The sequence below is a fragment of the Micromonospora sp. S-DT3-3-22 genome (assembly GCF_015354745.1).
In the GTDB taxonomy this organism is placed as follows: Bacteria; Actinomycetota; Actinomycetes; order Mycobacteriales; family Micromonosporaceae; genus Micromonospora; species Micromonospora wenchangensis.
In genome coordinates this window covers 40267-62958 of record NZ_JACGMO010000008.1, presented here as the reverse complement: position 1 = coordinate 62958, position 22692 = coordinate 40267, and the positions used below count along the sequence as shown (strand labels likewise).

17 protein-coding genes and 1 pseudogene are annotated in these 22692 nt (G+C 72.6%); 9 read left to right on the top strand and 9 right to left on the bottom strand.

Features of this window, described 5'->3' with window-relative positions:
• Window positions 1-78 precede the first annotated feature (78 nt).
• The 3 genes from H1A17_RS03840 to H1A17_RS03830 all read left to right on the top strand — a co-directional run bounded on the left by H1A17_RS03840 (window position 79) and on the right by H1A17_RS03830 (window position 3318).
• Entirely contained in the window at window positions 79-1077 is a 999-nt protein-coding gene (locus H1A17_RS03840) for a methyltransferase (protein WP_145922252.1), read from the top strand.
• A 79-nt stretch (window positions 1078-1156) separates the two neighbouring features.
• Window positions 1157-2071, top strand: coding sequence for an aromatic prenyltransferase (locus tag H1A17_RS03835; RefSeq protein WP_145922251.1), 915 nt, complete (start codon window positions 1157-1159; stop codon window positions 2069-2071).
• Window positions 2072-2127: 56 nt separating this feature from the next.
• Complete coding sequence (locus H1A17_RS03830; protein WP_194821072.1) at window positions 2128-3318, top strand: cytochrome P450; 1191 nt, start codon at window positions 2128-2130, stop codon at window positions 3316-3318.
• A 114-nt stretch (window positions 3319-3432) separates the two neighbouring features.
• Here H1A17_RS03830 and wrbA read toward each other — a convergent pair whose 3' ends face one another.
• Window positions 3433-4041, bottom strand: a complete 609-nt coding sequence (gene wrbA, locus H1A17_RS03825; RefSeq protein ID WP_194821071.1) for an NAD(P)H:quinone oxidoreductase — start codon at window positions 4039-4041, stop codon at window positions 3433-3435.
• Between the two features lie 309 nt (window positions 4042-4350).
• Between wrbA and sigJ the strand changes: the two genes are divergently transcribed.
• Window positions 4351-5274 (top strand): RNA polymerase sigma factor SigJ, encoded by a 924-nt coding sequence (gene sigJ, locus H1A17_RS03820; protein WP_194821070.1) that lies wholly within the window; start codon window positions 4351-4353, stop codon window positions 5272-5274.
• 81 nt (window positions 5275-5355) lie between these two features.
• On the opposite strand, the pseudogene H1A17_RS03815 reads toward sigJ, so the two are convergent.
• Window positions 5356-5469 (bottom strand): annotated as a pseudogene (locus tag H1A17_RS03815) (cellulose binding domain-containing protein); the annotation flags it as partial.
• Between the two features lie 51 nt (window positions 5470-5520).
• Here H1A17_RS03815 and H1A17_RS03810 point away from each other — a divergent pair.
• Window positions 5521-6735 carry a cellulose binding domain-containing protein gene (locus H1A17_RS03810; protein WP_194821069.1) on the top strand — a complete coding sequence of 405 codons (1215 nt, stop codon included), beginning with the start codon at window positions 5521-5523 and terminating at the stop codon, window positions 6733-6735.
• A gap of 22 nt (window positions 6736-6757) precedes the next feature.
• Here the strand turns inward: H1A17_RS03810 and H1A17_RS03805 are convergent, their stop codons facing one another.
• The 3 genes from H1A17_RS03805 to H1A17_RS03795 form a co-directional block, all read right to left on the bottom strand.
• Window positions 6758-9115, bottom strand: a complete 2358-nt coding sequence (locus H1A17_RS03805; RefSeq protein ID WP_194821068.1) for a low temperature requirement protein A — start codon at window positions 9113-9115, stop codon at window positions 6758-6760.
• Window positions 9116-9377: 262 nt separating this feature from the next.
• Complete coding sequence (locus H1A17_RS03800; protein WP_194821067.1) at window positions 9378-10799, bottom strand: ricin-type beta-trefoil lectin domain protein; 1422 nt, start codon at window positions 10797-10799, stop codon at window positions 9378-9380.
• A gap of 273 nt (window positions 10800-11072) precedes the next feature.
• The gene (locus H1A17_RS03795; protein ID WP_145922247.1) at window positions 11073-12131 is read right to left on the bottom strand and encodes a polysaccharide deacetylase family protein; all 1059 of its coding nucleotides are present in this window, start codon (window positions 12129-12131) and stop codon (window positions 11073-11075) included.
• Window positions 12132-12391: 260 nt separating this feature from the next.
• Here H1A17_RS03795 and H1A17_RS03790 point away from each other — a divergent pair, with 260 nt between their 5' ends.
• Window positions 12392-13087 (top strand): histidine phosphatase family protein, encoded by a 696-nt coding sequence (locus H1A17_RS03790; RefSeq protein WP_194821066.1) that lies wholly within the window; start codon window positions 12392-12394, stop codon window positions 13085-13087.
• A gap of 5 nt (window positions 13088-13092) precedes the next feature.
• On the opposite strand, the gene H1A17_RS03785 is transcribed toward H1A17_RS03790, so the two are convergent.
• The 4 genes from H1A17_RS03785 to H1A17_RS03770 all read right to left on the bottom strand — a co-directional run bounded on the left by H1A17_RS03785 (window position 13093) and on the right by H1A17_RS03770 (window position 17481).
• Window positions 13093-15246, bottom strand: coding sequence for a peptidase domain-containing ABC transporter (locus tag H1A17_RS03785; RefSeq protein WP_168222589.1), 2154 nt, complete (start codon window positions 15244-15246; stop codon window positions 13093-13095).
• Window positions 15243-16235, bottom strand: coding sequence for a TIGR04500 family putative peptide maturation system protein (locus tag H1A17_RS03780; protein WP_194821065.1), 993 nt, complete (start codon window positions 16233-16235; stop codon window positions 15243-15245). The genes H1A17_RS03785 and H1A17_RS03780 overlap by 4 nt, the downstream gene beginning before the upstream one ends.
• Window positions 16232-17242 (bottom strand): RimK family alpha-L-glutamate ligase, encoded by a 1011-nt coding sequence (locus tag H1A17_RS03775; protein WP_145922243.1) that lies wholly within the window; start codon window positions 17240-17242, stop codon window positions 16232-16234. Before H1A17_RS03775 ends, H1A17_RS03780 begins: the two co-directional genes overlap by 4 nt.
• A 68-nt stretch (window positions 17243-17310) precedes the next feature.
• Entirely contained in the window at window positions 17311-17481 is a 171-nt protein-coding gene (locus H1A17_RS03770; protein ID WP_168222588.1) for a putative ATP-grasp target RiPP, read from the bottom strand.
• A 133-nt stretch (window positions 17482-17614) separates the two neighbouring features.
• On the opposite strand from H1A17_RS03770, the gene H1A17_RS35465 reads away from it, so the two are divergent.
• The 3 genes from H1A17_RS35465 (at window position 17615) to H1A17_RS03755 (ending at window position 22521) form a co-directional block, all read left to right on the top strand.
• Window positions 17615-19009 carry a helix-turn-helix transcriptional regulator gene (locus H1A17_RS35465; protein ID WP_194821064.1) on the top strand — a complete coding sequence of 465 codons (1395 nt, stop codon included), beginning with the start codon at window positions 17615-17617 and terminating at the stop codon, window positions 19007-19009.
• 341 nt (window positions 19010-19350) lie between these two features.
• On the top strand, window positions 19351-20832 hold the full coding sequence (locus H1A17_RS03760) for an endo-1,4-beta-xylanase (RefSeq protein WP_194821063.1): 1482 nt from the start codon (window positions 19351-19353) through the stop codon (window positions 20830-20832).
• 147 nt (window positions 20833-20979) lie between these two features.
• Window positions 20980-22521, top strand: a complete 1542-nt coding sequence (locus tag H1A17_RS03755) for a cellulose binding domain-containing protein (RefSeq protein WP_145922240.1) — start codon at window positions 20980-20982, stop codon at window positions 22519-22521.
• Window positions 22522-22692 lie beyond the last annotated feature (171 nt).

The window sequence follows — 22692 nt, the reverse complement described above, 5'->3', positions numbered from 1 at the left end:
CCGGCACCGGAGCGTCCCACCGATCCTCGTCGCCGGCATCGGGTGCGAACTGCGCCCCCACACCCGAGCAGGAGCAGCATGACCAGCGACCAGCCCACCCCGGACCGCATCATGCACCTCGTCAACGGCTACTGGGCCACCGGCATCCTCGGTGCCGCGGCGAGCCACTCGCTCTTCACCCACCTGGAGGCCGGCACGGACACCGTCCGCGAGTTGGCCGACCGGTCCGGCATCTCCGAGCGCGGGGCGCAGACCCTCCTGGACGGGCTCGTCGGCCTCGGCCTGGTCGAGCTGCACGACGGTCGCTACCGCAACACCGCCGAGGCGACCACCTTCCTGGTCGAGGGGAAACCCACCAGCCTGAGCGAGTTCGCCAAGCTCAAGATGACCCACATGGCTGCTCTGGCGGACCTGCCGGAGGTGGTCCGTGCCGGCGGACCGGTCAGGGCCGCGACCGTGGAGGTCGCCGACAACCCCCACTGGAAGAAGGTGGTGACGGCCATCGCCCCGCAGTCCGTTCCGGTCACGGCGATCGTCGCCGGGCTGCTGGGACTGGCGGACGCCGGCGAGATCTCGATCCTGGATCTCGGCGGCGGCTCGGGGATCTTCTCGGCCACCTGGCTCGGGTTGAACCCGGCGGCCCGGGCCACCCAGCTCGACTGGGCACCGATCAACGCGATCGCCCGCCGGCTCGTCGCCGAGCGGGGGGTCGACGACCGGTTCACCTGCATCGACGGGGACTTCCACAGCACCGGGTTGGCGGCCGCCGCCTACGACGTCGTGGTCTACTCCCACGTGGCCCACCAGGAGGGGCCGGAGGACAACACGGCCCTCTTCGCGAAGGTGCGCGGCGCCCTCCGGCCCGGTGGGACCCTGGTCATCTGTGACTACGTCGTCGACGACGACCGGAGCGGCCCCTCCTTCTCGTTGATCTTCGCTGCGGAGATGCTGCTCAAGAGCAGGCGGGGCGGGACCTGGCGGCGGGCCGACTACCTGGCATGGCTCGCCAAGGCCGGCTTCGAGGACGTCACCTTCCACCCCACTCCGTCGCCGACCACGGTGATCCTCGCCCGCTAGCCGGGCCCACCCCGTGCTTCTGCCGCTGCCGACGGGTCGGCCCGTGTTCCGCGCGCCGATCCGGACACCTGGAGGATGAATGTCCGAGCATGCCGAGTCAGCAGACCTCTATCCGGCCATCGAGGAATCGGCCCGGTTGCTGGAGGTGCCCTGCTCGCGGGAGCGGGTCCAGCCCATCCTGGACGCGTACGCGGATTCGCTGCCGAGTGCCGTCATCGCGTTCCGGGTGGCGACCGGGGCGCGGTACCAGGGTGATCTCGACTGGCGCTTCACCGTCGGAAAGGACACCGACCCGTACGCCGTGGCGGTGTCGAACGGGCTCACCGGGAGGACGGACCACCCGGTCGGTGCCCTGCTCGACGAGATCCGCGAGGGCTGCCCGATCGCCGGTTACGGAATCGACTTCGGCGTGGCCGGCGGATTCAAGAAGATATACGTCTTCTTCCCGCCGGACGGCATGCAGTCGCTGGCCACGCTCGCCGCATGTCCCTCGATGCCCCGCAGCCTGGCCGACAACATCGGGTTCTTCGCCCGTCGCGGCCTCGACGACAAGGTGAACACCTTCGGCATCGACTACCGGCACCGGACGGTGAACGTGTACTTCGGCGCGCTGCCCGCCGCGTGCCTCACCCCCGAGGGCGTCCTGTCGATGACCCGCGAACTCGGTCTGCCCGATCCGGGTGAGCGGATGCTCCGGCTCGCCCGGCACTCCTTCGGTATCTACGCCAGCCTGGGCTGGGAGTCCTCGGCGGTCGAGCGCTTCTGCTTCGCCGTGATGACGTCGGATTCGGCATCCCTCCCGGTCCCGCTCGAACCGAAGATCGAGCAGTTTCTCCGGGGGCTGCCCAACAACGCCGCCGACAGCAGGTTCGTCTACTACGCGGGGGTGTCGTCGACCGGTGAGGACAACTACAAGGTCCAGTCGTACTACAACTGGCAGCCCCGGATGCTGGACCAGATGCTGCTGTCCGACTCGGGTACGACAAGCGGGTGACGTCGCGCCCGCTGCCGGGTCCGTGACCGTCGCCATGTGAGAGAGGAGTGGTGCTGATGAGCGACTCCCCGGATGTTCTCGACCTTACCGGGACGGTGCAGGACTTCCTCACCTCGATGCACACCGCCGGACCGGTCCGGCAGGTGCGGCTGCCCAACGGCGTACCGGTCTGGATGGTCACCCGGCACACCGAGGTGCGGGAGGCGCTGAACGATCCACGGCTGTCCAACCGGGACCGCAACGACTGGTTCGACCAGGGCGCGTTGAGTCCGCAGGTGCGGTCCGCGATGAACACGTCGATGCTGCGGATCGACCCGCCCGACCACACCCGGCTGCGCAAGCTGGTCGCCAAGGCGTTCGTGCCCCGGCGGATCGAGGCGCTGCGTCCCCGGGTCGAGCAGCTCTCCGGGGAGTTGCTGGATCGGCTGGCGGCCGGGCCCGCCGAGGCGGACCTCGTCGCCGGGTACGCGTCCCCGCTGCCCGTCCAGGTGATCTCCGAACTGCTCGGGGTGCCGGTCGAGGACCGGGCCAACTACCGCAGGTGGGCCGACGCGTTCAGCGCCGGGCTGGGAGCGCCGGTCTTTCCGGTCCGCGAGGTCACCGACTTCGTGGCGCACCTTCAGGATCTGGTCGCCCGGCGTCGGGCCGAACCGGACGACGCGCTGCTGTCGGCGTTGATCGCCGCCCGGGACCAGGCCGACCGGCTCACCGAGGACGAGTTGATCTCGACGGCCTTCCTGTTCGTCGTCGCCGGCCACGAGACCACGACGAACCTGATCGGCAACGGCCTCTACCTGCTGTTGCGGACCCCGGAACTGGCCGACCACATCCGGGCCCACCCCGAGGACCTGCCCCGGGCCATCGAGGAGTTCCTGCGGTACGAGAGCCCGGTGACGGGTGCCGCGTTGCGTACCGCCACCTCGGCGATGGACCTCTTCGGCGCGGAGGTGGCGGCCGGTGACCTGGTCATGGTGTCCCTGCACGCGGCCAACCGGGACGGCACCGCGTTCGCCGACGCCGACCGGTTCCTGATGAACCGCGAGCGCAACCCGCACCTGTCGTTCGGCTACGGCATCCACTACTGCATGGGGGCACCGCTGGCCCGGATGGAGGCACAGGTCGCCATCGGGGATTTCCTGGCCCGGTTCCCGCAGGCCCGCCTGGCGGTGGACGCCGACGCCATCGAGTGGCAGCCGGGCCTGCTCACCCGGGGGTTGGCCGCCCTGCCGGTCCGGCTCGCCGGTTGACGCCGTACGCCACCGACGTCGTACGGCGACCCGCCGCCGGTCGGTTCGGGACCTCGACGGGCCCGGCCCGACCGGCGCGCGGCACCCTTCCTCCGGCTGTCGCCGGGGGTCGGATCAGGCCGGGCGGCCCGCCTTCAGCGCGGCCGTGGTGTCGACCACCCGGCGGGCCTGGTAGCGGGCCGCCTGGAGGGTGACGTCACCCGGCGCGCCACTGCCGGCCACGTGGGAGGTGCCGTAGGGGTTGCCCGACTGGAACTGGATCGGGTCGGTGTAGCCGGGCGGAACGATGATCCCGCCCCAGTGGTAGAAGACGTTGGACAGCGACAGGAGGGTCGACTCCTGCCCGCCGTGCGGGGTGTTCGAGGCGGTGAAGGCCGAGTAGACCTTGTTCGAGAGCTTGCCGTGGAACCACAGCGGACCGAGGGTGTCGATGAACGCCTTGAGTTGGCTCGACACGTTGCCGAAGCGGGTGGGGGTGCCGAACAGGGCCGCGTCGGCCCAGTCCAGGTCGTCGCCGGTGGCCACCTCGACGTCGGCGGTGTCCCGGACGTGCTGGGCCCACTCCTCCCGCGCGTTGATCGCCTCGGCCGGAGCCGTCTCGGCCACCTTGCGCAGGCGTACGTTCGCGCCGGCCTTCTCCGCCCCCTCGGCCGCGGCCTTGGCCAGCGTGTGCACGGTGCCGGTGGCGCTGTAGTAGATGATCGCGAGGTTCACTGGTTCCATGATCGTTTTCTCCCGGTCGGCGGTGCCGTGACGATGGCCCTGGATCAACTGCTGACGGAGTACGGGCCGAAGCGACCCCCGACCACGAAACCGGCCGGCACCGGTGGCACGAGGTCCACCACGGCGGTCCCGGTGTCGCACAGGGCGAGGTTCATGTCAGGTTCTCCCCGCGGGTCGCTGGGATAGTGTTCGGCCTACTGATACGACGAAACAGCCCTGCCGAATGTCAGGCGGCGCTTCGATTCCGCAGCTCCGGGCGCCGTCGTCGAACCGGTGGGGAAGCGGACGATCAAGGGAGTCGGCGTCAGCATGACCAACCCCACCGGGCCCGGGCTGGACTGGCCCGATCCGGCCCCGAGCGGGCTCGTGAGCGAGCGGCCCCAGCTCATCGGTCTCGCGTACCGGCTGCTCGGGTCCCTGGCCGACGCCGAGGACGTCGTACAGGAGGCGTACGCCCGCTGGTACGCCCTCTCCCCTGACCAGCGGGGGGCCATCGAGACCCCGGGTGCGTGGCTGGCCCGGGTCGCCGGCCGGATCTGCCTCGACGTGCTCGGCTCGGCCCGCGTCCGGCGGGAACGCTACGTGGGGGAGTGGATTCCGGAGCCCCTGCCCGACAGCGCCGGGTGGACCGGCGACGGTACGGGCGACCCGGTCGACCGGGTCACCCTGGACGAGTCGATCAGCATGGCCTTCCTGGTGGTGCTCGAATCGACGACACCGGCCGAGCGCGTCGCGTTCATCCTGCACGACGTCTTCCGGTACTCCTTCGCCGAGGTGGCCGAGGTCGTCGGCCGTTCGCCGGCCGCGTGCCGCCAGTTGGCCTCGTCCGCCCGCCGTCGGGTTCGCGGGTCGTCCGCGCCCAGGGTGCCGGCAGCCCGGCAGGCCGGCATCGTGCGGGCCTTCAAACAGGCGTGGGAGACCACCGACATCGACGCGCTCGTCGGTCTGCTGACGCCGGACGCCACCGCGACCGGCGACGGTGGCGGGCTCGTCAGCGCCGAACTCCACCCGATCGAGGGTGCCGAGCAGATCGCGCGGTTCTTCGCCGACCGGGGCGGCGCGGCATCCGGCATCCGGCTCCTGGAGCGCACTGTCAACGGTCAGCCCGGTCTGGTGGCGCAGGTGGCGGGCGGCGTCGGCGCGGTGCTGGCGTTCGACATCGAGGGTGACCGGATCAGGCGCATCTGGACGGTCCTCAACCCCGACAAGCTCCGCGCCTGGACGGCCGGCTGAGCCGTGGGGCGTGTCCGGGCGCAGGCGTCCGGGAGCGTCGCGGGCGGGCCACCCCGGGCCCGCCCGCGACCGGTACGGCGGCTACCTGGTGCAGGTGACGCCGTTGAGGGTGAACGCCGTCGGTGCGGCGGCGTTGCCGGTGTGGTTGGCCTGGAAGCCGATGCTGACCGAGGCGCCGGGGGCGATGGTCGCACCGGATGATGCAAGTCGTTGACAAGCATCGATGTATTGCCGCACGGTGGAGGCATGTCAGGGGTCCGTTCGTCCGCGCTGCGCCGCCGGGTGCGGCCCGGCCTGCTCGCCGCCGTCGTCTCGTCGATCGCCGTGCTCGGCACGGGATCGATCGCCGTGCCGGCCGCCCTCGCCGGCACCACGACGCCCCCCGGACCGGCCGCCGGTGGACACCCCGCGGTCGCGCCCGCGCCGGTCGGTGCCGCGGTGCCCCTGACGGGAGCGGCGGCGACCGCGCCGCCCACCACCCCGCCGGGCACCCCGAACACCTCGCCCTTCCCGCCGGGCGTGCCCACGAACGTCGTCGCCAGCCAGGTCCGGACGGGTTCGGTCACCCTCACCTGGACGGCCGCGACCCCCGGCTGCTGCGCCATCGCCGGCTACGACATCACGTACTACAGCCCCTTCGACGACGTCGTCATGTCGGCCAGCGTCGGCAACGTCACCACCACCACGATCACCAGCTACATCAGCGCGGGCCGGCAGTACCTGTTCCGGATCTCCGCCCGGGACGTCGTCGGGCACCGCTCCCTGTCGTCGGAGCCGGTGACCGTGGTCACCCCGGTCACCGACACCGGGCCGGACACCACCCCGCCGAGCGCGCCGCAGAACCTGACCCTCGGCGACGTGACCGACTCGACCGCCACGCTCTCCTGGTCGCCGTCGACCGACGACGTCGGGGTACGCGGCTACAACGTCTACCGCTTCGACGGCTGGTACACCTCGGTCCTGGTCGCCACCGTGCCGACGACGACGTACACGGTCGCGCTCCCGCCGCCGCCGTCGCCGCCGCTGCGCTACCAGTTCTACGTGCGTGCCCGGGACGCGGCCGGCAACGTCTCGATCGCCTCCAACACGGTCACCGCGCCGACGACGACCACCCCGCCGACGACACCCATGCCGCCGCCGCCCACCTGTCGGGTGACCTACCAGAACCAGTCCGAGTGGCAGGGCGGGTTCGTCACCGTCGTGACGGTCCAGAACACCGCCACCGCGCCGGTGGACGGCTGGACGCTCACCTTCAGCTTCCGGGGAGACCAGCGGATCACCTCCGGGTGGAACGCGACGACCAGCCAGAGCGGGGCCACGGTGACGGCCCGCAACGTCGACTGGAACCGCGTCGTCGCGGCGAACGGCTCGGTGAGCTTCGGCATCCAGGGCAGCTGGAACGCCAGCAACGCGCCGCCGACCAGCTTCGCGCTCAACGGCGGCCCCTGCACCGTCGGCTGAGCCGCGTACCGGCGGACCCGGGTCAGGTCCGGGCGGGCCGCCGGGTCCGTGGGTCGCCCTCCTGCACCGTCTCGACGACCGCGAAGACGACGCCGACGACGGTCAGCAGCACCAGTGAGACGACGGACGGCAGCGCGACGGTCAACGGCGCCAGCACGGTGACCATGCCCGCGCCGATGAGCCGGTGGCGGCTGACGGTCCGGAAGATCCGCAGCCAGAACATCTGGTTGCCGAGCAGGTACAACGCCACCCCGAGGAACAGCGTGTAGTGGCCCAGCAGGGCGCCGTGCCGGTCCTGGGACGCGGCCAGGGTCTGGTGCAGGCCGTAGGCGACCAGGACGATCCCGGCCACCATCGGCAGGTGCAGATAGGTGTACGCGTCCCGCGCGGCGCGGACCCGACGGTCCCCCTCGTAGGCCCCGAGTGCGATCCGGGCCGCGTCGATGCCGGTGAAGTAGCTCCACCAGATCGTGCCGAGGGCCACCACGGACGCGACGACGACGATCAGCGTGGGAGCGGAGATCGGTTCGTCGTCGATGGAGACGCCGACGGAGAGGACCGCCTCGCCGAAGGCGATCAGGATGACCAGGGCGTGCCGGTCGGCCCAGTGCCGGACCAGCCTGATCCGCCACAGCCGCCCGCCGGCCCAGTAACCGGCGACGTACTGCACGAGCAGGGCGGCCACCCAGAGCAGCGTCATGGCGGGGTGCCGGGTCACCGACTCGGGGGCGACCAGCTCGACTGCGGCGATCGTCAGCAGGATGACGATGGTGGCCGCCGTGGCGACGAACCGGGTTCTGGTGCCCCGCAGGTCGGCGTTCTCCCGGACGAGCTGCCGGAAGATCAACGCCTGCATGAGCTGGATGGCGATGTAACACCCGATGACCAGCAGCGGGCCGGGCAGGCTGTCCGGCAGGGGGACGAAGGCCTGCGGGATCGCCAGCCCGATCAGCAGCACCGCCGTCATGATGCCCGCCGTGCTCAGCCGTACCACCGTGCTGTCGTGCCGGACCGCGTTGGCCAGCCAGGTGTACGACGTCCAGGCCCACCAGAGCAGCGCCAGCAGGATCATGCCCTGGGCCAGGCCGAGCAGGGTCGGGAAACGGTTCATCACGGCGGTGACCTCGATGAAGGCGTACACGAACACGAGGTCGACGAAGAGTTCCCGGGGGTCGACCGTCCCGACCTGGATCTTCTCCGACTCGACCGACTCGTGGAGTTGCCGGTGCCGCTGCCGGAAGGCGGTGTTGTCCAGCACCACCATCGCGCAGGTGGCGACGACCAGCACCACCAGCGCCTGCACCTCGGAGATCCGACCGGCCACCGTCAGCAGCACCGTCAGCAGCGCCACCCCCGTCAGCGGACCCCGACCCAGCAGCCGGACCGCCCGCCACTCCACGGCGACGAGCGCCCCCAGGTAGAGCAGCACGCCGCCGTACAGGACGGCGATGCCGCCCGACGGCCACGGATGGGTGCTCCTCGGGGTGGCGTGCGTGTTGAGGTGCTTGAGCCCCAGCGCGAAGAAGATCAACCCGCCGATCATGGGCAGGTGCAGCCCGCTGTAGACGTCGCGCCCGACCCGGGCGCGGTTCCTGCCGGCGCTGGCCTTCAGGGCCCGTTCGATGATCACCTTGGCCAGGTCGAAGTAGCTCCACCACAGCGCGAAGACCACGGTGATGCCCAGCACGGCCCCGACGGCCAACTGGGAGGTCACCGGGCGGTCCACCCCGAGCCCTTCGCTGGCGCCGATCGAGATGATCGTCTCGCCGAGCGCGATGAGCACGATCAGGGCGTGCCGTTCGGCCAGGTGCCACGGCGAGACGACCCGCCAGCCACCCCTGCTGGCCACCACGAGGATGAGAGAGTCGATCAGGAGGGCGCTCGCGAACAGCACCACCTGCACCAGTGCGGCGTCGACGGTCGTCGGCAGCAGGGGCGGCACCAGGGCGGAGGCGAGCAGCACCAGCCCGCCGGCGACGAAGATCAACCAGGCGGCGACCGCCGACCGCCGTCCGCCCTCCCCCCGGTGGCGGACGAACGTGAGGACGACCATGGTGGTCGCCCGGATCGACAGATATCCACAGATCAGCACCAGCGGGCCGGGTAGACCGCCCTGCCGGTCGGTGAACGCCTCGGGTATCGCGACCCCGATCACCAGCAGGGCGGCGGAGATGCCGAGCATGATCGGGGGCATGACCCCCCGGTCGAGGTGCACCACGTTGCCGAGCCAGACGCACGGCGTCCAGCAGTGCCAGATGAGCAGGATCACGAGCGCGCCCTGGACCAGCCCGAGGGGGCTGAAGTGCTCGCCCATCAGCGTGGTGACGGCCAGGAACGCGAACACGAAGAGCAGATCGACGAAGAGCTCGACCCAGCTCACATCGCCGATGGCCCCGGGGTCACGGGCCACCAGACGCCGACCCCCGGCTGTCGGGTGTGGCGCGGGATCATCCCTCCGCACCCGATAAGCCTCGCAAACCGGACACGGATTGTCCCGCCAACCCCGATTAGCAGAGTGAACGACCGAATCTGAGCAGAAATCACCAACGGGGCGGACGCCAACCGGGGCGTGCCGGTGCCTCCCCCCGTACGGGAGGCACCGGCACGGTAAACGGTCACCCCGGTCGGGGCCGGCCGGACCGTCAGGTCAGCGGCGTCAGCGTGAACCGCTGGTTGGTCTGACCGTGACAGTCGTAGAGCTGGACCTGCGCCCCGTTGGCCGTGCTCCAGACGTCCAGGCACCGCCCGGACTGCACGCTGCTGATGGTGCCGTTGGCGTTGACGTTCCACTGCTGGTTGGTCTGGCTGTGGCAGCCGTAGATCTGGACCGCCGCACCGTTACCGGAGCCGGCCGCGTCCAGGCACATGTCGCCGTACACCCGGAGTTGCTTGCCGGAGGTGTACGTCCACGACTGGTTGGCCTGCCGGTTGCAGTCCCAGAGCTGCACCCGGGTGCCGTTGGCGCGGGAGGCGTTGGGCACGTCGAGGCACCGGTTGGACTGCGCGCCGACGATCAGGCTGGCGGTGCCGGGCGGGTTGCCGGTGGGCGAGCTGGTCGGCGTCTGGGACGGGGTCGGGGGTGGGGTGTCCGACGGGGTCGGCGGCGGGGTGGTCGGCGTCGACGGCAGCAGCGGGCAGGTGCTGCGGTAGCTGACCACGCCGTTGTTGTCCGCCAGCGGGCAGAGGAACTGGCTGTACCGGGCGTCGTTGTCGACGAACATCTTGAGGAACGGCAGCATGGTCCGGATCAGCACCGGGTTCGACCGGCCGACCATGAACCCGTGGTCGGCCCCCGCGACCTCCAGGTAGGCGCTCTCCGTCGTGGCCGGGAGGCTGTTGTAGAGGCCGGTGGCGTAGGACGGGGTGACCACCGTGTCGGCCTGCCCGGCGAAGACCATCGTGGGCACCCGGTCGTTGGCCAGGTTCGACGACGGCGAGTACGGCGCGATGCCGACCGCCGCCTTCAACGACGAACGTCGCAGGGCCGCGCTCAGCGCCCCACCGCCGCCCATGGAGTGACCGGAGACCGCCAGCCGGTTGGGGTCGATCCGGTCCCGTACCGGGCTCTGCTGCACCAGGTAGTCGAGCGCGGCGAGCAGTTGGGTGCCCCGGGCCGTGTCGAAGTCGTTGCGGCTGTTGGTCTCGATGCCGATCACGACGAAGCCGTGGGAGGCCAGCCACGGGCCCATCCAGGCCAGCTCGGCGGAGAACAGCGCGTTGTAGCCCGGCGAGATCGCGACCGCGCCGAAGGTGCCCTGGCTGGTGTCGGTCGGGTAGTAGATCCGGCCGCCGTTGAAGCCGTACCCGGTCGGGACGGCGACCGAGGTGTTGGCGAACGGGCCGTTCACGGACGCGACGCTGCTCCGGGTCGGGTCAGGACCCCGCTGGTACGGGTTGTCGGCGGCCGACGCCGTCCCGGTCGCCACCGTCATGGTGAACAGCCCGACGAGGGCGGCGGCGATCCCGGCCGCGGCGAGCGTGACCAGCCTTCCCCGCCGGCGGGGGGAGACCCGGGCGGGGCGGGGCTGCTCCGGGGGCGGGGAGTGCGGTGCGTGTCCTCGCACTGTCGGTACCTCCTGGTGGTGGGTGGTGGGTGACCCGTAGCATGCTGTTAACGTTCACGTTCATCGATGGATTTCAGGTTGGCAGGTAATCCCGGGGTTTTCAACCGGTAGTTTCGAGCAGGTGACCCGATAGTTTCGGAGCCCGCCTTGACGGGCGCGGCGACGCGGCGGCCCTCCCCGCACGCCACGGAGGCGTCCGGGGAGGGCCGGTGGTCGGGACGGGTCGAGGGGCTGTGCGGCCCCGGGGTCGATGGCTCGACAGCCGCCCGTCGGTCAGCCCGTGGTGCAGGAGCGGATCTGGGGGCGGGCGCTGCTGTTGCCGTTCATCATCGTGGTGAAGCCGAAGGTGTTGCCGCTGCCGTTGGACCGCATCGTCATCACGTAGCCGGAACTGTCCCAGCTGGGGGTGCCGTTCCAGGTGGTGTTGACCCGCTGCGGCGCGGTCAGCGCCACCACCACCGTCCAGTTGCCGCCGCCCTGGACCGTCACGGAGGTGTTGTACCGGTCGCCCCACACGTTGGGGTACGTCGCCGTCGCGGTACACCCGCCACCGGCCGGCGGAGTGGTCGGCGTGCCGGTGGGCGGGGTGGTCGGGGTGCCGGTCGGCGGGGTGCCGTCCGGGGCCACCGCCCGGCCGGTGCTCGGCGAGATCATGCCCGGGCAGAGGCCACGGCTGTTCAGGTTGGCCACGATCTGCGGGATCGCGTCGCGGGTGTTCTGGATGCCGTCGTGCATCAGGATCACCTGGCCGTCCTGGAGACGGCCGGCGTTGGAGACGATCTGGCTGACGCTCGCGCCGTTCCAGTCCTGGGAGTCGACGTCCCAGATCACCTGGCGCAGGCCGAGCGACGAGGCGACCGACTGGAGGGTCGAGTTGGTCTCCCCATAGGGCGGGCGGAACAACTGCGGCCGTACGCCGGTCGCCGACTGGATCGCCGAGTTGGTCTGGGAGAGGTCCGACTGCATCTGGCTCTGGCTCATCGAGGTCATGTGCGCGTGGTTCCAGCTGTGGTTGCCGATCCACATGCCGGCGTCGACCTGGGCCCGCGCGGCGGACTGGTTGCCCTGCACGTTCTGCCCGACGTTGAACATGGTCGCCCGGACGTTGTTGGCACGCAGCACGGACAGCAGCGCGCCGGTGCTGCCGGTCGGGCCGTCGTCGAAGGTGAGACCGACGTAGCCGTTGCAGGCGGCGGCGCTGGACGGGGTGGCGGAGACCGCGACGCCGACGGCGCCCAGCGCCACGGTGGTGGCGAGCACCGCCAACCGGACGGTCAGGCGGGAGGCTCGGGAGCGGGACGGGCGGCCGGGGCTGCCGGTGCTGGAGATCATGCGCAGGTCCTCCTGGGGGCGGTGATACCTGGGGGCGCGGGGTTCTATCGAGATGCGTTGATGTCGCTGTGAATCGGAGTATTGCAGCGGCATTTCGAACGCGTCAACGACTTTCGGAAACTTTCGGAAACACGTGCGTCCGGGGCATCGGAGCTGGCGGCCCGCCGTGTGCCGCCGTCGCTACGGACCCGCCCCGCCGCCGCGCGTCGCTCCGCGCCGGCCGCTGCCGGACAGTGGGCACCCTGGACGACAGTGGAGCCATGGACACCGTCGCGGAGCTGACCATCGTCCGGCACGGGCAGAGCGTCGCCAACGTCGCGTTCGCCGAGGCCCACGCGCGGGGCGTCGCCACGCGCGGCCTCACCGGGCGCGACGCCGACGTCCCGCTGTCCCCGTCAGGCTGGCGACAGGCCACCCGGCTCGGCCGCTGGCTCGCGGCACAGCCCGCCGACCGGCGTCCCGACCAGGTGGTCTGCTCCCCGTACCGGCGGGCCCGGCAGACCTGGACCCGGGTGGCGGACACCGCCGCCGCCCTCGGCGTCACCCCGGCCCCGGTCGACCTCGACCGGCGGCTGGTCGACCGGCTCATGGGCGAGCTGGAACTCCTGACCCCGCTCATGATCGCCGAACGGTTCCCCGCCGAGGCGGCCCGGCTCGCCGCCGACGGCCTCTACGCCTACCGGCCACCCGGCGGCGAGACGTTCGACGACGTCGCCGCCCGTGTCCGCGCCGCCCTGGCCGATCTGCACCGCCGGCACGCCGGCCGCCGGGTGTGGGTGGTGGCCCACGACGCCGTGGTCGTCGCCGCCCGGCACGTCCTGGAAGGGCTGCCGTTCGCCGACCTCGACGCGATCCTCGCCACCACCCCCGTCGCCAACACCTCGCTCACCCGCTACGTGCCCACCCACGGCCGCCTCGACCTCGTCGCGTTCGCCGCCGTCCCGCACGCGCCGTGACCGGCTCAGCGGACCGGGTCGGGCCACGACCGGACGGCACCGGGCACCCCGGCCAGCCGGGCGAACGGCCCACCGGCGGCCAGCAGCACCCCGGGCGGTCCGCACTCCACCAACCTGCCCCGGTCGAGCACCAGCACCAGGTCGGCGTCCGCGACCGTCGACAGCCGGTGCGCGATGACCAGCCGGGTCACCGGCAGCGTCCGCAGGCCCGCCTCGACGGCCGCCTCGGTCACCGTGTCCAGCGCGCTGGTCGCCTCGTCCAGGATGAGCAGGGCCGGGTCGGCCAGCAACGCGCGGGCGAGCGCGACCCGCTGGCGTTGCCCGCCGGACAGGCCGACGCCACCGTCGCCGAGGTGGGTGTGCAGCCCCATCGGCAGGGCCGCCACGTCGTCGTGCAGCGCGGCCAGCCGTACCGCCCGGTCGACGGCCGCGTCGGACGCGTCCGGGCAGGACAGCGTCAACGCCTCGCGCAGGGTGCCCGCGCCGAGGTAGGTCTCCTGGAGGACCACCCCGATCTGCCGGCGCACCGAGGACAGGTCCAGCGTGGCGAGGTCGTGGCCGTCGACGTGGATGCGTCCCTCGGCCGGGGCGTACAGGCCGGTCAGCAGGCCGACCAGGGTGCTCTTGCCGCTGCCGGAGCCGCCCACCACCGCCACCTTGCTGCCGGGCCGGATCACGGCGGTGACGTCGCGCAGCGCCCAGGGCGACCGCCGGTCGTACCGGAAACCCACCCCGGTGAGGGTGACCAGCCCGGTGAGCCGGGGCGCGGGCGCACCCGGGATGGGCTGCTCGACCGGGGCGTCCACGATGTCGGCCAGCCGGTCCATGGTGGGGGCGAGCAGGGTGAACGACGGCAGCCGCTGGGCCAGCGCGACCGCCGGGGTGATCGCGGCGACCGCGAGCGCGGACAGGCCGGCGGCCCGCCCCGGCGAGTCGGCCTGCCGGACCGCGACCAGCAGCATCAGCACCGGGCACGCCATCGACCCGGCGGCGAGCAGCGCGTCCGAGACCGCCGCCAGCCGGGCCAGCCGGTGCGCCGCCGACACCCCCCGGTCGAACGACTCCTGCCAGCGCCCCCGCACCCGCTGCTGGGCCCCGGCGACCCGGATCGCCGCCATGCCCTGCACCGCCTCGGAGAGCCGGGCCGCCTCCTCACCGGAGGCGAGCAGTTCCTCCCGTTGCAGCGCGCCGGAGCGGCGGCCGACCCACAGCGCGATGCCCGCCTGGACCGCGATCACGGCGGCGGCCACCAGCCCCAGCACCGGCGCCAGCACGGTCACCACGGTCAGGTAGCCGACCACCAGCAGCCCGTCCAGGGCGGTGGCGACCAGCGCCGACGCCAGCAGGTCCCGGACGCCGGCCACCGCCCGGACCCGGTCGACCAGGTCGCCTGCCGACCGGCGGTGGAAGTACCGGTAGACCACCTCGAACAGCCGGTGCACCGTCTCGGTGCCGAGCCGGCTGCCGATGCGCCGTTGCAGGCTGGTCACGGTCAGCCCCCGGGCCAGGGACAACGTCCCGGTGAGCAGGGCCAGCGCGGCGACGGCGGCGAGCCAGGTCACCGCCGGGGGCGCGGCGGCGTCGATGAGCGCGGCGGTCGCCCACGGTACGGCCAGGCCGGTCGCGGTGAGCAGCACCGAGGTCGCCGCCAGCAGCGCGAGCAGCCCGGTGTGCCGGCGCAGCACCGGCACCAGCAGGTCGCGTACCGGTGACGGTGCCGGGGGCGCCGGCGGGGCGGGACCGTCGGCTGCGGCCAGCAGCACCACCCCGGTGGTGCCGGTGGAGAACTGGGCGGGGGAGAGCCGGCGGCGGCCCACGGCCGGGTCGACCACGTCGACGCCCCGGCGGCCGATCCGCTCCACCACCAGGTAGTGGTCGCCGTTCCAGTGGGCCAGCAGCGGCGTCGGCAGCTCCCGCAACCGGGTGGCGTCCCGACGCAGCGCGGGCAGGACGATCGCCCGGCAGCGCAGCCCGTGCTGCTGCGCCTCGTCGCGCAGGTCGCGCAGGCTCAGGCCGTCCCGGCCGACGTCGAGCCGGGCCCGCAGGTACGACACGGGGACCGCCCGGCCGTAGGCGGCGAGCAGCATGGCGAGCGCGCTGGGCCCACAGTCGGTGGCGGCGACCTGGAGCACCACCGGCACCCGTCGCCGGCCGGTCACCGGACCCGGGTCGTCCGGTCCCGGGGCAGCCAGAACCACTCGATGTCGGTGGTTGCCCGCCGCTGCGCCAGCCACTCGTCGAACATGGCCCGCTCGACCAGCGCCCGGATGTCGTCGTCGAGGACGGCCGGTTCCCGGTCGACCACCACCGCCGTCACCTCCGCTCCGGCGATCGTGGTCGACACCGGCCCGGCGGCGTCGCGCAGTTCGGGCGGGGCCACGGCCGCGACCGTCCGCAGGGTGCCGGCGGCCCGGCCGGCGCGGACGGCGTCGGCCACCGCCGCGAGCGCCGCCGCGCGGTCGGCGGGGGGTGTCCCTTCGGCGGTCCAGGCGATCAGGAGCCGGTCGAACCTGGACCGGTGCGCGGCGAACCACTCCGGCAGCCGGTCACCCGCCACCCGGGCGCGGAGCCGGGCGACCGCCACGGTGTGGGCGATCAGGTCGGCGAAGTCCTCGGCGGTGAGCCCCCGCTCGGCGAGCCACCGTGCGGTCGACTCGGCGTCGAGCAGCCCCTTGGCCCGGCGGTACGCGTCGGCCGCCGCCTGGAGTTCGCCGTCGTCGACCTCGGCCGGGTGCTGCTCCAGTTCCTCGGCGACCAGGCCGGTGTCGGCCAGCCGGGCGAGCACGTCGTGGTCGTACCAGAGGAAGTCGAGGGCGGTGAGCGCCTCACCCACCCGCAGCGTCCGGGTGCCGACCCGGGCGAGGTGATGGTCGGAGTGCCGGACCGCCCCGCGCAGCGGCCACGGCAGTGCCGGCGTCGGACTGTACGCCACGGAGACCGTGCCGGCGGGTTCGCGCAGCAGCACGTCGAAGGCGACCGACCCGTCGGCCGCCTCCTCGTCGCGTACCACCGCCGGATCGGCGGCGGGCCAGCGTTCCCGCAGCGGGGTGAGGCGTCGTCGGGCCTCGGGCAGGCCGGCGCGGTCGGTGGTCAGCTCCCGTACCAGGGTGACGGCGGCGTCGAGCAGGGCCGGGTCCAGGGTGGTCATGTGGTGGCTCCGGGGGTGGGGGTGGGCGCGGTGAGCAGGTCGACCACGGCGGCGGTGATGGGCAGCCCGGTCTCCTCCTCGACCCACAGGTACTGGCCGCTGGGGTTGATCTCGATGTAGACGTACCGGTCGTCGGGGGTGACGATCAGGTCGAGGGCGCTGTAGCGCAGGCCGAGCGCGCGGGTCAGCGCCACGCACCGGGCGGCGACGTCGTCGGGCAGGTCGTAGCGGCTCAGCGGGGTGTTCCGGTCGTCCTGGCGACGCCAGTCGTGCCGGGCGTGGTTCGACCGCTGGGAGTCGATGGCGGCGGTGAACACCCGGTCCCCGACGACGGTGACCCGTAGCTCGACCCGTTTGGGGACCCGCGCCTGCGCGATGAGGGGGCAGTGGCGTACCCCGTCGACGTGGCCGACGTCGCGGTGGGTGACCGGCTCGGTGAACCGCAGCAGATCGTCGCGGAGGCTGTTCAGCCCGACCTGCTTGGTGATCATCCGACCGCCGGTGTGGTCGAACAGGTCGAGAACCTCGCGGGGGTCGTTGCCGACGGCGGTGGCCGGCACGTCGAAGCCGAGGCGCAGGGCGAGCTGGAGTTGGCGGATCTTCTGCTGGGCCCGCAGCACCACCGGCCGGGGGGCGGGCAGCGCCGGCACGTCGAGGGTCTCCCAGACGTCGCCGACGAACTGCCGGCTCTCCTCGACCACGAAACCGGCGTGGGGTTCGGCGAGGTGGCGCGGGGCGACCGGGACGCCGGGGCGGCGGAACCAGACGGCGGTCACCGCGTCGAGGTCGACCGCCCGGCCGCCGGTGTCGCCCCGACCGGGGCCGTCCGGGTCGGCGTGCCGGATCAGGGTACGGGCCAGCCGCCCGTCCCGGATGGTCACCGACAGCGACGCGTGGGACGGCACGTCGGCCGGGTCGAAGCGGACCCAGGCGGCACCGCGCCGGCCCAACTCCACCTCGGCCGCGTCGGCGTGCACGTCGTCGGGGGCGGTCAGGATGAGGATCATGGGTACTCCGGGCGGGGGCCCGCCGACGGTCCGGCCACCGGTGGGCCGGATCGCCGACGGTGACGGGATCAGAAGTCGGTGTCGGTGTCCGGTCGTCCCCCGCCGGGGATGTCGTCGATGGTCTTCGACGAGCCGGCGTTGGGGCGCGGCAGGCCACCGAGCATCCGGGCGAGCTGTTCGTCCGCCAGTTCCACCCCGTCGGCGGGAATGGTGTCGATCTGTACGGTCCTGCGCTTCATGGTGCTACCTCGTATCCGTTCGCGAACGCCCACCGGCCGGGTGGACCGGCAGGTGCATGCAGTCTCGGTGGGCCGGGGTGACCTGGGCACCAGGGAAATCCCCAGGGTTGGCCCCGGGTTCTACGCTCAGCCGGTGTCCACCGAGATCACGGCCGAGCGCCTGCTGTCGGCGGCCGACCGTGCCGACCCGGACGAGGCCGCGCGCCTGCTGTTCCGGGCCTTCCTCACGCTGTCCCGGACCACCGACAGCGACCAGTTGCTCCCGCTGCTGACCCGGGTGCGGAAGGCCGACGAGGCGAGCGGCTCGGCGCGTACCGCACTGATCTACCGGACCCTGGCGGGTACGGCGGCCACCCGGGCCGGCCTCGCCGAGGGCCCGGAGCACCTCGACGCCGCCGTACGGATCTTCGACGAGCACGCCTTCGGCGACGACCCGGTGCTGGTGGAGTGCGCGTTGACCGCCGTGATGACGTTGATGCGTCCGCACGAGGCGCGCCGGTTCGCCCCGCTGCTCGCCGCGCTGGACCTGCCGCCGGCCGACCGGGCCCGGCTGCTCGCCCTGGTCGGGGTCGGTGACTGCTGGGCCGGCAACCTGGTCCGGGGCCAGGCCGAGCTGAGGGAGGCGGCCCGACTGGCCGCGCAGTGCGGCACCCCCGACGTGCAGGCCGAGGCGACCTCCTGGCTGGCCAAGTGCGACGCGTTGCGTGGTGACCTGGACGATGCCGCCGTCCACCTGGACCAGGCCCGGGAGTTGGCCGCGCAGGTCGGTTCGGCCTGGGTGGCCCGCCACCTGCCCGAGTGCACGGCCGCGCTGGCGTTCGTCCGGGGTGACCGGGAGACCTGGGCCGGGCTGCTCGAACTCGTGGTGGCCAGGGACGTCGGGGTGACCGCCGGCCTCCAGTACGAGCACCGCTGGGAGTTGGCCACCCACCACGCCCTCGCCGGCCGGTCCCGGCTGGCCGGTGACCTGCTCGCCGGGGTCGACGACCCGCCGGCCTCCTGGCCGGGAGGACCGGTGCTGCCGGCGTGGCGGGCCTGGATCCTCGATCCGGGCACGGCCACCACGGCGACCCTGACGGCGGCGGTGGACCTGCTGACCCGCCCGGTCGAGCAGTTGCTCGCCGCCCGGGTCGCCTGGCTGCTCGGCGTGCACCACGGGCGGGCCGGCCGGCGGGGCGAGGCGGCCCGGCTGCTGGAGCAGGCGTGCGCGGGGTACGCCCGGACGGGTGCCGCCGGGATGCTCACGCTGGTGATGCGGGACCTCCGCTCACTCGGTACGACCCCGCCGGGTGCCGCGCCGCCGCCGGTCGCCGCCCCGCCGTTCCCGGTGCCGGCCGGGGGGCCGACGCTGACCGAGGCCGAGGCCCGGGTCGCCACCGCGATCGCCAACGGGCTCAGCAACCGGGAGGCGGCGCAGCGGCTCTTCGTCTCGGTGAAGACGATCGAGTTCCACCTGGGCAACATCTTCCGCAAGCTCGGCGTCCGTAACCGTACGGAGTTGGCGGCCCGGCGGGCGGGTACCCGCTGAGGGTGCCGCCTGCGGGTGGCCGGGCCGTCGCGGAGGGTCCACGACCGCCGGTCCGGGGCCGGCACCTGTCGCAGATCGAATCCATTCGATATAGCATCACGGCAGGGCAGCGTCACCCCGCACGGGCGTAGGACGCGGAGTGTTCGCCATCCACCGGGCGGACCGGGCAGCCGGCCGGTGGTCATCGATGAGGCGCGACCGGGCGACCCCGGCCGGCCTCCCTGTGACGTGCTGGTCCCGCCGCAGGCGCGGTGTTCCGGTCGTCGATCCCACCAGCGGTCGACCGGTCGCGTGCCCGCCACGGCGAGGACCGGACGGAACACCGAGGAGGAAAAGCACAGATGAACGACGTACCCGCTCGACCGCGACGCCGTACCAGGAGGGCCACCCGGCTGTTCCTGGGCGGCGCCTGCGCCCTGGCGATCACCGTGTCCTCGATGGCCGTGGCGACCCTGGCCCACGCCGACCTCAGCGGACCGCCCGGGACGACGCTGAAGGCCGCCGCCGAGCGCAGCGGCCGGTACTTCGGTGCCGCGATGGGGTCGGACCGGCTCAACGACTCCGGCTTCCTGAACATCGCCGCCCGCGAGTTCGACATGATGACGGCCGTCAACGAGATGAAGCCGGACGCGACCGAACCCAACCCCGGGCAGTTCGACTTCAGCAGGGGTGACGCGATCTACAACTGGGCCACCCAGCGCGGCATGCGGTTCCGGGGCCACACCCTGGCCTGGCACGCCCAGCAGCCGAGGTTCTGGGGCAGCCTGAGCGGCAGCGCGCTGCGGCAGGCGATGATCAGCCACATCAACGGCGTGATGGCCCACTACAAGGGCAAGCTCTACGCCTGGGACGTGGTGAACGAGGCGTACGCCGAGAACGGCACCCGCCGCTCCTCCAACCTCCAGTCCACCGGCAACGACTGGATCGAGGTGGCGTTCCGCACCGCGCGGGCCGCCGACCCGTCGGTGAAGCTCTGCTACAACGACTACAACATCGAGAACTGGACGTACGCCAAGACGCAGGGCGTCTACAACATGATCAAGGACTTCAAGGCGCGCGGCGTGCCGATCGACTGCGTCGGCCTGCAGACCCACTTCACCGGCGGCAGCTCGCTGCCGGGCAACTTCCAGCAGACGCTGTCCAGCTTCGCCGCCCTCGGGGTGGACGTGGCGCTGACCGAGGCCGACGTCACCAACGCCTCGACCAGCCAGTACCAGGGCCTGACCCAGGCGTGCATGAACGTCCCGCGCTGCGTCGGCATCACCACCTGGGGCATCCGGGACAGCGACTCCTGGCGGGGCAACGAGAACCCGCTGCTGTTCGACCGCAACAGCAACCCCAAGGCGGCGTACACCGCCGTCCTCAACGCGCTGAACGCGGCCTCCACCACGGTGCCGGGGACGACGACCCCGCCGCCCACCACCCCGCCGACGACGCCACCGACCACCCCGCCCACCACGCCACCGACCACCCCGCCGACCAGCGCTCCGCCGACCACGCCGCCGCCCACCGGGCAGCCGGGCGGCTGCATCGCGACGTACCGCACGGTCAGCAGCTGGAACGGCGGCTTCCAGGGTGAGGTCACCGTGGCCAACACCGGCTCCACCGCCATCACCGGCTGGACCGTGCAGCTGACGCTGGCCGGCGGGCAGACCATCGCCAACGTCTGGAACGGCAGCAGCACCGGCACCAGCGGCACGGTCAGCATCCGCAACGCCGCCTACAACGGCTCGGTGAACCCGAACGCCTCGACCACCTTCGGGTTCCTGGTCAACGGCAGCAGCAGCACCGCACCCGGCAACATCTCCTGCACCGGCTCCTGACGGCGGGCCACCCCGCCCGTCCCGACGCCGGCCGGGCCCGCAGCCACAGGCTCCGGGCCACGGTCGGCGTCGGGACGGCACCGGCGGTCGATTCTTGCCGATGCTTCTGCCTGTTCCCGGGTCGGCGGAATCACTTGACTCATGGTCATGACGCAAACCTGGAACGCGACCCGCCGCTCGGTGGTCGCCGGCGTGCTGCTCGGCGCCACGGTGGTGGTCGGTCCGCTGACGGCACCCTCCAACGCCGCCCCCAGTCAGCCGTTCGGCGCGTCGGCGACCGCGCCGACGGCCGGGAACGACCGCTCCCTCCTCGACCTGATCCCGGCGCAGGCCCGGGACCGGATGCTCGCCCAGGCCCCGCTGGTCGACGCGGCCAACGTCGTGCGCACCGCCGTCGAGGCCGGCGCGCCGCGTGGCTACGCCGGCATCGGCCTGGTGGACGACCACGTCACCCTCTGGTGGAAGGGCGCCCTGCCCGGTGACGTCGCGGCGGCGGTGGCGACCGCACGCCGTACCGCCCCGGTGGAGGTCGTCGGGGCCACCTACACCCGCAGCGAGTTGAAGAAGGCGGCGGCGAAGCTCGCCCCCGTCGTCGACGCCGACCCGAACGACGCGGCCCACGCCGTCCGGCTGCGTACCGACGGCTCCGGGATCGAGGTCGCCGTCGACCCGAAGGCCGGCGCGAAGCAGCCGAAGCTGCCGGCGACCGGGGTCAGCACCCGCACCGTCGTCCGGGAGCGGATGGTCGAGCGGTCCCGGTACAACGACGCCGCGCCGTACGACGGCGGGATCGGCATCGGGCTGACCACCTACGGCTGCACCGCCGGCTTCGGCGTCCGCAACCACACCACCAACGCGGGCTACCTGCTCACCGCGGAACACTGCGGCCCCATCGGCCAGCCCTGGCACGTCGCCTGGAACACGAACACCAACACCGGGACGCTCGTCGGCTACTCGGTCGCCAGCAACGACGACCACGACACCATGCTGGTCTCGACCTCCTCGCCGGGCAGCCACATCTATGTCGGCGGGCAGAACGACGAGGTACGCGCCCAGGTGACCGGCTGGACCGAGGTCTTCCCCGGGCAGATGCTCTGCCAGTCGGGGTACACCTCGGCCGGTGAGCTCGGCGGGCCGGTCTGCAACCTGCGGGTCGAGTTCCACTACGACGACATCGAGGACCTGGTCGAGGCCACCCAGCTCGACGGCGACGAGGCGGCCCGGGGCGGCGACAGCGGCGGACCGGTCTACTTCGTCAACCCCAACGGCACCGTCCTCGCGGCGGGCACCACCACCCGGTCGGCCGGTCCCGGCTTCGGCTTCCAGGACTTCGCCACCGCCCGGGACGACTACGGCGACATCCGGCCGGCGACCGCCCTCGCGAGCACCTGCCGCGTGTCGTACGTGGTGACCAACTCGTGGGGCACCGGCTTCAACGCCAGCGTCACCGTCTACAACGACGGCCCGGCCGTCAACGGCTGGTCGCTCGGCTGGACCTTCCCCGGCAGCCAGCTGATCCAAGGGCACTGGAACGGCGTCTTCCAGCAGACCGGCGCGTCGGTCACGGTGGGCAACGAGAGTCACAACGCCAACATCCCGACCAACGGCGCGGTCAGCTTCGGCTTCACCGCCAACGGTTCCCCCGCCGTCCCGGTGCCCTTCACGCTCAACGGCACCACCTGCAACTGACCGGCCCGGCTGCGGTGGGACGCCGCAGCGGGTGAGCACCTGAGGGCCCCGCCGGGCTGACCGGCGGGGCCCTCGTCCCGTGCCGCCGGAGGCCGGCCGGTCCGCCCCGCCGCGTGAGCTGTGCTGATAGTTGTCGATATTGCTAGGGCGGGGTGGGCGTGCTGGAATGGC

What these genes read in the sequence shown, in the direction of transcription:
- H1A17_RS03840 (WP_145922252.1), top strand. Translation starts at nt 79, where the DNA reads ATGACCAGCGACCAGCCCACCCCGGACCGCATCATGCACCTCGTCAAC.
- H1A17_RS03835 (WP_145922251.1), top strand. Translation starts at nt 1,157, where the DNA reads ATGTCCGAGCATGCCGAGTCAGCAGACCTCTATCCGGCCATCGAGGAA.
- H1A17_RS03830 (WP_194821072.1), top strand. Translation starts at nt 2,128, where the DNA reads ATGAGCGACTCCCCGGATGTTCTCGACCTTACCGGGACGGTGCAGGAC.
- wrbA (WP_194821071.1), bottom strand. Translation starts at nt 4,041, where the DNA reads ATGGAACCAGTGAACCTCGCGATCATCTACTACAGCGCCACCGGCACC.
- sigJ (WP_194821070.1), top strand. Translation starts at nt 4,351, where the DNA reads ATGACCAACCCCACCGGGCCCGGGCTGGACTGGCCCGATCCGGCCCCG.
- H1A17_RS03810 (WP_194821069.1), top strand. Translation starts at nt 5,521, where the DNA reads ATGTCAGGGGTCCGTTCGTCCGCGCTGCGCCGCCGGGTGCGGCCCGGC.
- H1A17_RS03795 (WP_145922247.1), bottom strand. Translation starts at nt 12,131, where the DNA reads ATGATCTCCAGCACCGGCAGCCCCGGCCGCCCGTCCCGCTCCCGAGCC.
- H1A17_RS03790 (WP_194821066.1), top strand. Translation starts at nt 12,392, where the DNA reads ATGGACACCGTCGCGGAGCTGACCATCGTCCGGCACGGGCAGAGCGTC.
- H1A17_RS03780 (WP_194821065.1), bottom strand. Translation starts at nt 16,235, where the DNA reads ATGACCACCCTGGACCCGGCCCTGCTCGACGCCGCCGTCACCCTGGTA.
- H1A17_RS03775 (WP_145922243.1), bottom strand. Translation starts at nt 17,242, where the DNA reads ATGATCCTCATCCTGACCGCCCCCGACGACGTGCACGCCGACGCGGCC.
- H1A17_RS03770 (WP_168222588.1), bottom strand. Translation starts at nt 17,481, where the DNA reads ATGAAGCGCAGGACCGTACAGATCGACACCATTCCCGCCGACGGGGTG.
- H1A17_RS03760 (WP_194821063.1), top strand. Translation starts at nt 19,351, where the DNA reads ATGAACGACGTACCCGCTCGACCGCGACGCCGTACCAGGAGGGCCACC.
- H1A17_RS03755 (WP_145922240.1), top strand. Translation starts at nt 20,980, where the DNA reads ATGACGCAAACCTGGAACGCGACCCGCCGCTCGGTGGTCGCCGGCGTG.